Source organism: Streptomyces sp. NPDC058291, from assembly GCF_042880855.1.
GTDB lineage: Bacteria > Actinomycetota > Actinomycetes > Streptomycetales > Streptomycetaceae > Streptomyces.
Genome location: NZ_JBHVYK010000103.1, coordinates 17866 through 26059 on the forward strand (window position 1 = coordinate 17866; position 8194 = coordinate 26059).

Below are 8194 nucleotides of genomic sequence, written 5' to 3' on the forward strand. Positions count from 1 at the left end.
CCACCGTGCGCCCGCGGCGCTCGCGCACGGTGCTTCGCTCCGTCAACTATCCACAAGCGCGCGGCGGTTATATCCTGCGATCCCGTTCTGGGAGCGCTCCCACGCGATCATGTCCAGACCTCGCGCGGAGCGTCCCGCACCTCACCGAGGAGCCTGGACGTGAAACGACGCAGAACCACGCTGCTGTCCCTCGCGGCCCTGCTGGGCGCCGCGCTCACCGCGCTGCCCGCGCAGAACGCCGGAGCCGACGAGGTCGAGCAGGTCTGGAACGGCGGCTTCGACACGACCGCCGACCCCTGGTGGACCAGCAACGTCACCGCCGGCCTCTCGGAGGGGCGGCTGTGCGCGGACGTGCCGGGCGGCACCGCCAACCGCTGGGACTCCGCCGTCGGCCAGAACGCGATCACCCTGGTGAAGGGCACGACGTACCGCTTCTCGTTCCGTGCCTCCGCGGTCCCCGAGGGACACGCGGTGCGGGCGATCGTGGGGCTGTCGGTCTCCCCGTACGACACCTGGCAGGAAGCGTCCCCGGTGCTGGACGCGGCGGGCGGCTCGTACTCCTACACGTTCACCTCGCCGGTCGACAGCACCGAGGCGCAGGTCGCCTTCCAGGTGGGCGGGAGCGCCGATCCATGGCGGTTCTGCCTGGACGACGTCTCGCTGCTGGGCGGGGTGCCGCCGCAGGTGTACGAGCCGGACACCGGGCCGCGGGTGCGCGTCAACCAGGTCGCCTATCTGCCCGCGGGGCCGAAGAACGCCACTCTCGTCACCGACGCCGCCGCGAAGCTGCCCTGGCAGCTCAAGAACGCCGCGGGGGCGACGGTCGCGCACGGCTGGAGCGTGCCGCGCGGCGTCGACGTCTCGTCCGGACAGAACGTCCACACGATCGACTTCGGGGCCTACCGCAAGCGGGGCGCCGGTTTCACGCTGGTCGCCGACGGCGAGACCAGCCGTCCCTTCGACATCGGCACGGCCGCCTACGAGCGGTTGCGCCTCGACGCGGTGAAGTACTACTACACGCAGCGCAGCGGCATCGCGATCCGCGACGACCTGCGGCCCGGCTACGGCAGGGCGGCCGGCCATGCCGGAGCGGCCCCCAACCTGGGCGACACGAGCGTCCCGTGCCGGCCGGGGGAGTGCGACTACCGTCTCGACGTCTCCGGCGGCTGGTACGACGCCGGTGACCACGGCAAGTACGTCGTCAACGGCGGCATCGCGGCCTGGGAGCTGCTCAGCACCTACGAACGCTCTCTCGTCGCCCGCACCGGTCACCCGGCGAAACTGGGCGACGGGACGCTCGCCCTGCCCGAGAGCGGCAACCGCGTGCCCGACGTCCTCGACGAAGCCCGCTGGGAGCTGGACTTCCTGCTGAAGATGCAGGTGCCCGACGGACAGCCGCTCGCCGGCATGGCCCATCACAAGATCCACGACGCGCAGTGGACCGGCTTGCCGCTGCTGCCCGCCGACGACCCGCAGCAGCGCGAACTGCACCCGCCGAGCACCGCGGCGACCCTCAACCTGGCCGCGACGGCCGCGCAGGCCGCCCGTCTCTACCGGCCCTACGACAAGGCCTTCGCCGCGAAGGCGCTGACGGCGGCGCGCAAGGCCTGGACGGCGGCCCTCGCGCACCCGGACCTGTACGCCGACCCGGCCGACGGCACCGGCGGCGGCGCCTACGACGACGACGACGTGACCGACGAGTTCTACTGGGCGGCGGCCGAGCTGTATCTCACCACCGGCGAGAAGCCGTTCGCCGACCATGTGCTGAACTCGCCGGCGCACACCGCCGACATCTTCGGCCCCACCGGCTTCGACTGGTCCCGCACGGCGGCGGCCGGCCGCCTCGACCTCGCCCTCGTCCCGAGCAAGCTGCCCGGTCGCGACCAGGTGCGCCGCTCGGTGGTGCGGGGCGCGGACGCCTACCTGTCCGCCCTGGCCTCGCAGCCGTACGGCATGCCGTACGCGCCGCCGGGCAACCGCTACGACTGGGGCTCCAGCCATCAGGTGCTCAACAACGCCGTGGTCATCGCGAGCGCCTACGACGTCACCGGCGCCGCGAAGTACCGCGACGCGGCCGTCCAGAGCATGGACTACATCCTCGGCCGCAACGCGCTGAACATCTCGTACGTCACCGGCTACGGTGAGGTCGACTCCCAGCACCAGCACAGCCGTTGGTATGCCCACGAGCTCGATCCGAAGCTGCCGTCCCCGCCGGCGGGCACCCTGGCGGGCGGACCGAACTCGAGCATCCAGGACCCCTACGCCCAGAGCAAGCTGCAGGGCTGCGTCGGCCAGTTCTGCTACATCGACGACATCCAGTCCTGGTCGACCAACGAGACCGCGGTCAACTGGAACGCGGCCCTGACCCGGATGGCGTCCTTCGTGGCGGACCAGGGATAGGCCCGCCGCACTCGGCGGCGGTCCGGTCCGAACACCTTGCGGTACCGCGCGGGCACAGACGTGACCTGGGGATATTTACGAGTAAGTACCCGCGCGGTACCGTGAAGGGCATGCCAGCCCTCAATGTGGAATTCAGCGATCGCGAGCTGGAGGACCTGCGGCAGATCGCCAAGGAACGCGGTACGTCGATGAAGGCACTCGTACGGGAGGCGGCCGCGGCCGACATCGCGCGGCACCGGGCGCTGCAGGAGGGCGCGGAGGCTTTCCGCAGGTTCTTCGCCTCCCACGCCGACGAATTCGCCGCCGCCTTCCCGGACGACGAACGCTCCGCCCGGAGCGAGGGGCGGGTCGCCTGACCGATGACGTCCGTCATCCACATCGACGTGCCCTGGCTGCTCCAGCGCCACGAGGAGGTGCTGCCGGAGCAGCCCACCGTCAACGACTTCTCCGCGCTGGTCGCCGCCGTCGCGCGGCACCGGGTCGACCCGCCCAGGCTCGGCGTGGACTCCGACCCCGCCTGGCGGGCCGCCGCCCTGCTGCACACGCTGACCCTGCTCAGGCCGCTGCCCTCGGCCAACGCCCGCTTCGCCTGTGCGACGGCGGTGGCGTACATGTTCACCAGCGGCGTCGGCATCGACCCGCCGTACGGCGCGCTCGTCGACCTCGCCCGTGACCTCCTCGACGGCAAGACCGACGTCTACGGAGCGGCCGACCGGTTGAGGTCCTGGCAGATATAGGCGCGCAAACGTTTCCCGGACCGCCGCAGGCGGGGGAAACACCTCGGGCCGCCGGCCGAGGGCGGGAGGAGCAAGGCCGGCGGCCGTTTCGCGCAGGAGAGCCGCCGTCCTGCGCGGGGCCTCCGAGGAAGTGGCCGGTTCCAGCCAACTACGCGGGCCGGTGCGGCGGGAGCGTGCGCGGCCCTTCGCTGGGTGTGCGCGTTTCACACGGGGCGCAAGGGCGGAATCAGGCCGGGCCGCAAAAGAGCGCTCAATAGCGGGCGCCACGGCGGGAGTAGGTTTCCGTTATCGACATTCCATCAATAAGCGCGGCTCCAGTCGCCGCCTTGTTGTGCGTGACTTAGTTGTGCAAAGGTGAACCACCCGTGCGGGGGGTCACGGCCGGGTCCCCTGCGTTCGTCGGCGGAGGCGAATTCCCGCTCCCTGCCGCATCGGACAAGGTACGTACCAAAGGAATTCGCTCAGTGCCCACCCTCCAGCCCCCCCTTCCGCCCTATCCCCCGCCCGGCGGGGGACCCGGAGAATCCGACGAGTCCCTCGCCGCCGGGATACGCGGCGGCGCGGACAGCGAGGTGGCCCAGTCCACCGCCATGCTGATCGCCCGGCACTGGCGGCCGGTGCACGAGTACGCGGTCATCTGCCTCGCCTCCTCCGGGAGCGCCGCGTCCATGCTCACCACGGCCGTCTTCCACCAGGTCTTCGACCGGCTCAAGCTGGGCGAACCGGGCACCGCGCTGCGCCCCCGGCTGCTGGTGACCGTGCGGGACACGGCCCGGCTGTGGTCGGCCGACGAGGGACTGTCCGGCGTCCTGCCCGTGCTGCGCAAGCCGGCGGGCGCCCGGGGGATGCGCACCGCGCAGTCCATGACCCCGGACAACCGGGTGCTGGCGGAACGCTCGTTCCACGGACTTCCCCCGGTCGCCCGCTGCGTCCTGTGGCATGTGGAGGTCGAGGCGGAGCCGGTGACCGTCGCGGCCGGCCTGCTCGGCATGGACACCGACACCGTGGACGCCGCCCTCGAACAGGCCCGTGACAAGCTCCGCGAGGGCGTGGTGCGGGCCCACCGGGAACTCGCCCCGAGCAAGGACTGCCGCTTCTACAACCGGCTCCTCGACGTCCCCATCCGGCGCGGCGGCGACCTGCTGCCGGACGTGCGGCAGCACCTGGACGCGTGCCGCTACTGCCGTTCGGCCGCCGAGCAGCTCGGCCACTTCGAGAGCGGCCTCGGCGTGCTGCTCGCCGAGGCGGTGCTCGGCTGGGGCGCCCGTCGCTACCACGACACCCGTCCCGGCCGTGCCAAGCAGCAGACCGTCCGCCTCAAGGGCTCCGCGCGGCACCGCGGCGGCGGCACCCGCGGCCGGGGCGGCGGTCTGCTCGCGCGCATCCCCTCGCCCCGCCGACGGGCTTCCGGGGCGGCACGGTCGCCGCGTGCGCTGTTCACCGGCGTAGGCCTGGCCTCGGCCGGTCTGCTGACGACCCTGCTCGCGGCCGGCATGTGGTCCGACGACGGCGGCGCCGACCCGGCCGCCTCCAGCAGCGGCAGCGCGCCCGGCACCGACTCACAGGCGGCCGGCGCCTCGCCGACGGCTCCCGACACCGCCCGACTGCCCACGCCGCCGCGGCAGACGAGGCTGCGCAACGCGGCCGCCGACCTGTGCCTGGACATCCGGGGCGAGGCGAAGGCCGGCGCCGCCGTCCAGCTGGCGCCCTGTTCGTCCGAGGGGACGCAGGCGTGGTCGTACGGCGACGACGGGCAGTTGCGCAGCGCGGCCCACCCCGACCTGTGCGTGGACTCGCACGCGGACGCCGGCGTGGTCATCCTCGGCGCGTGCGCGGACGTCGGCGACGCCCGCGGCGAGGACGTGCGGTACGACCTCACCGTCCAGGGCGAGTTGCTGCCCCGCTGGGACGACGCGCTGGCGCTCGCCACGGCCGGCGAGGACGCGGGGGCCGACGTCGTCGTCAAGGTCCGCGACCACTCCACGGGCCAGCGCTGGCTGACCGACGTGGCCTCCGCGGCCCCCGGTTCGCTCGGCGTCACCGGCACGGACGCACCGCCGTCGGCCCAGCCGGTCGGCCTTGCGGACGGCACCGCCTGACGCTCCGCCGACGGGACGGCGGCGGTGTCCGGCCCGGCCCGGTCCTGTGCCGGTGTGCGGCCGCGGTTGCGGCAGGACGCGGTCCGGCGGGCCTCACCGGGCCGCACCGGGCGTCAGAAGGGCGTGCTGCGGGCTCAGACGGGGTCCTCGACCAGGTCCGCGGGGCCGACCGTGGCCGGGCCGGCGTGGCCGGACAGCGCCAGGGTCAGGTCCAACTCGGCGAGCAGGCAGCGGATCACGTGCTCGACGCCGGCCTGTCCGTCCAGACCGAGCCCGTAGGCGTAGGGCCGGCCCACCAGCACCGCCCGCGCGCCGAGCGCGAGCGCCTTGAAGACGTCCGCCCCGGTGCGCACCCCGCTGTCGAACAGCACGGCCAGCCGGTCGCCGACCGCCCGCGCCACGCCCGGCAGCGCGTCGGCGGCCGCGATCGAACCGGCCACTTGGCGGCCGCCGTGGTTGGAGACGACGACGCCGTCCATCCCGGCGTCGGCGGCCAGCCGGGCGTCGTCCGGATGCAGCACCCCCTTGAGGACGACGGGCCCGTCCCAGTTCTCCCGCAGGAACTCCAGGTCCGGCCAGGTCTTGCCGGGATCGGCGAACAGGCCGAGGAAGCGCAGGACGGCCGCGTTCGGGTCCTCGTGCACCGGCTTGGCCAGCCCCGCCTGGAAGGCCGGGTCGGTGAAGTAGTTGGCGGTGCCCACGCCGTGCAGGAACGGCAGATACGCCTGGTCGAGGTCGCGTGGACGCCACGCCAGCAGCGGTGTGTCCAGGGTGACGACGAGCACGCCGAACCCGCTCGCCTTGGCCCGGCCGAGGAAACTCCGGGTCACCTCCCGGTCCTTGGACCAGTACAGCTGGAACCAGCGCTCGGCGTCCCCCATGACCTCGGCCACCCGCTCGATCGGCGTGCTGGACGCCGACGACAGGATGTACGGCACGCCCTGCGCGGCGGCCGCCCGGGCCGCCCCGGACTCCGCCTCCGGGTGCATGATCGACAGCACGCCGACCGGCGCGAGCGCCAGCGGCGCGGGCAGGGCCCGGCCCAGCAACTCGACCGACAGGTCGCGTTCGTGGACGTCGCGCAGCATGCGCGGCACGATCCGGCGGCGCTCCAGGGCGGCGCGGTTGGCCCGGGCCGTGCTGCCGTCGCCGGCGCTGCCCGCCACATAGCCGACCGGGCCCGGTCCGAGGCGCTGCTCGGTGAGCTCCTCCAGCCGGGTCAGGTCGGTGGGCAGCCGGGGGACCGCGCCCGTCATCCCGTTCAGATAGATCTCGTACTGGAAGTCCGCCCAGTGCTTGGCCATCCGTGCGTGCCGCCTCTCGCCGTCCCGTGGTCGCGCCGCGTCCTGATCGCAGGGCGACCATACCGGCGGGTAGGCGGGAGGCCGGCCGGGGTCGGCTCCACCGGATCCGTGCGGTCCCGGCGGGTCGGCCCGCTCAGGGGGCGTCGCCGGACGGATCCTCGGTCTCCTGCGGGTCGGGGGCCGCGTCGGGGCCCTGGGCCCGCACGCGCTGGACGTGTTCGAGGGACTCCCGCAGCTCGCCGAGCCAGTCGTCGGTGTGGCGCTGGACCAGCCGGACGCACCAGGCGAGCGCGTCGCTGCGACTGCGGGCCACGCCCGCGGCGATCAGCGTGTCGAGCACCTGGCGCTCGGGCTGCCGCAGCCGGGTCATGACCGGTGCGGCGACGTGCGTGAACAGGACCCGCTCGCCGTCGCACACCGCGCCCCAGGACACCTTGTGCCGGAACCGGTGCTCGGCGTCGCGAGCCACGGCCATCCGGGTCTCGCGGGTGCGGTCGCGGAACTCCTGGATCCGGGCTTCGACGGCCGCCTTCCGCTCGGCGGCCGGGGCGCCCTCGGCCAGCCGGGGTGCTGCGATGCGGCCGATCACGGTGATCTCCTCGCGATCGGCCGTGACGTCGGTCAGTTCCTCGAAGAGGTCGTCGGGCAGTCGGCCCGCGAACCAGCCTCTCAGCTTCTCGTTCTGCTCGTTCGTAATCATGTAATGACGATTACTCCGCTGGTCGGTGAACGCAAGGGGTCGCGAAGGAGTCTGCCGAGAGCGGAACCGGGGGATGCGGCGCGGGCCTGGGGGCGAGGAGCGGAATGTTTCAGGCCGATTAACGAAGCTATGAGAACCGGTCATCGAGAGGACCGAAGGGATCATGAAGCGCTTGCTTTCGGCGTTGGAACGTTCGAATCCCGTGACTTCGCGCCACTGATTCAATACGCAAGGTTACTGAAACCCATGGGGTCGATGTGAGATTCGGCGGCGGACTCGGCAGACTCGCGCTCGCCGCGTCCGGCACCGATCGGGCCGGGCCGGCACACCCCCGAATCGAGCGGAAGGATGCACACAATGCGGAACACCGCGCGCTGGGCAGCGACCCTCGGCCTCACGGCCGCCACCGTCTGCGGATCCCTCACCGGACCCGCGCTCGCCGCCCCGGCCGCAGCGCCCACCTCCCTCTACGCCCCCTCGGCACTCGTGCTGACGGTGGGCCACGGAGACAGCGCCGCCACCGTGAACGCGGCCCGGGCCGTCACCCTGAACTGCGTCCCGACGCCCTCCGGCACCCATCCCGCCCCCGCCCTCGCCTGCGCCGAACTGCGTGCCGCCGGCGGTGACCTCGACGTCCTGGCGGGCCCGAGCGGCGCGGTGTGCACCAAGCAGTACGACCCGGTGGTCGTCACCGTCGACGGCGTATGGCAGGGCAAGCGCGTCGCCTTCGAGCGCGCCTTCGCCAACGAGTGCGTGAAGAACGCTGCCACGAGCAGTCTCTTCGCGTTCTGAGACCGGGATCGCGTGGTCCCCGTGGACGTCGATAGAGGCTCGTGAAGTGGGGAGTGCGAGCCCCTTGCGCGTGGGACCGTCGTGATCTCGCACCCGGAGGCCGGACGGGCGGAGTGGGGCCCCCGGCCGGCCTCCGGGATCAACGCGTTCGCCCCTCGGGAC

The 8194-nt window shown here is 72.9% G+C and carries 7 protein-coding genes; 5 read left to right on the plus strand and 2 right to left on the minus strand.

Annotation, left to right across the window (positions count from 1 at the left end):
- Positions 1–159: 159 nt before the first annotated feature.
- The 4 genes from ACFVYK_RS33410 to ACFVYK_RS33425 all read left to right on the plus strand — a co-directional run bounded on the left by ACFVYK_RS33410 (position 160) and on the right by ACFVYK_RS33425 (position 5236).
- A complete protein-coding gene (locus ACFVYK_RS33410) occupies positions 160–2400 on the plus strand; it encodes a glycoside hydrolase family 9 protein (protein ID WP_389780475.1) in 2241 nt (746 codons plus the stop codon).
- A 110-nt stretch (positions 2401–2510) separates the two neighbouring features.
- Positions 2511–2756 carry a hypothetical protein gene (locus ACFVYK_RS33415; RefSeq protein ID WP_389780476.1) on the plus strand — a complete coding sequence of 82 codons (246 nt, stop codon included), beginning with the start codon at positions 2511–2513 and terminating at the stop codon, positions 2754–2756.
- Positions 2757–2759: 3 nt separating this feature from the next.
- The gene (locus tag ACFVYK_RS33420; protein WP_389780477.1) at positions 2760–3137 is read left to right on the plus strand and encodes a toxin Doc; all 378 of its coding nucleotides are present in this window, start codon (positions 2760–2762) and stop codon (positions 3135–3137) included.
- A 464-nt stretch (positions 3138–3601) separates the two neighbouring features.
- On the plus strand, positions 3602–5236 hold the full coding sequence (locus ACFVYK_RS33425) for an RICIN domain-containing protein (RefSeq protein ID WP_389780478.1): 1635 nt from the start codon (positions 3602–3604) through the stop codon (positions 5234–5236).
- Positions 5237–5370: 134 nt separating this feature from the next.
- On the opposite strand, the gene ACFVYK_RS33430 is transcribed toward ACFVYK_RS33425, so the two are convergent.
- Entirely contained in the window at positions 5371–6540 is a 1170-nt protein-coding gene (locus ACFVYK_RS33430) for a lactate 2-monooxygenase (protein ID WP_389780479.1), read from the minus strand.
- A 133-nt stretch (positions 6541–6673) separates the two neighbouring features.
- Entirely contained in the window at positions 6674–7240 is a 567-nt protein-coding gene (locus ACFVYK_RS33435; protein ID WP_389780480.1) for a hypothetical protein, read from the minus strand.
- Positions 7241–7597: 357 nt separating this feature from the next.
- On the opposite strand from ACFVYK_RS33435, the gene ACFVYK_RS33440 reads away from it, so the two are divergent.
- Complete coding sequence (locus ACFVYK_RS33440; RefSeq protein WP_389780481.1) at positions 7598–8032, plus strand: protease inhibitor; 435 nt, start codon at positions 7598–7600, stop codon at positions 8030–8032.
- Positions 8033–8194: the final 162 nt, after the last annotated feature.

Bases quoted from the DNA above. Each gene is read 5' to 3' on its own strand.
- ACFVYK_RS33435 (WP_389780480.1), bottom strand. From the start codon at position 7,240: ATGATTACGAACGAGCAGAACGAGAAGCTGAGAGGCTGGTTCGCGGGC.
- ACFVYK_RS33420 (WP_389780477.1), top strand. From the start codon at position 2,760: ATGACGTCCGTCATCCACATCGACGTGCCCTGGCTGCTCCAGCGCCAC.
- ACFVYK_RS33440 (WP_389780481.1), top strand. From the start codon at position 7,598: ATGCGGAACACCGCGCGCTGGGCAGCGACCCTCGGCCTCACGGCCGCC.
- ACFVYK_RS33415 (WP_389780476.1), top strand. From the start codon at position 2,511: ATGCCAGCCCTCAATGTGGAATTCAGCGATCGCGAGCTGGAGGACCTG.
- ACFVYK_RS33430 (WP_389780479.1), bottom strand. From the start codon at position 6,540: ATGGCCAAGCACTGGGCGGACTTCCAGTACGAGATCTATCTGAACGGG.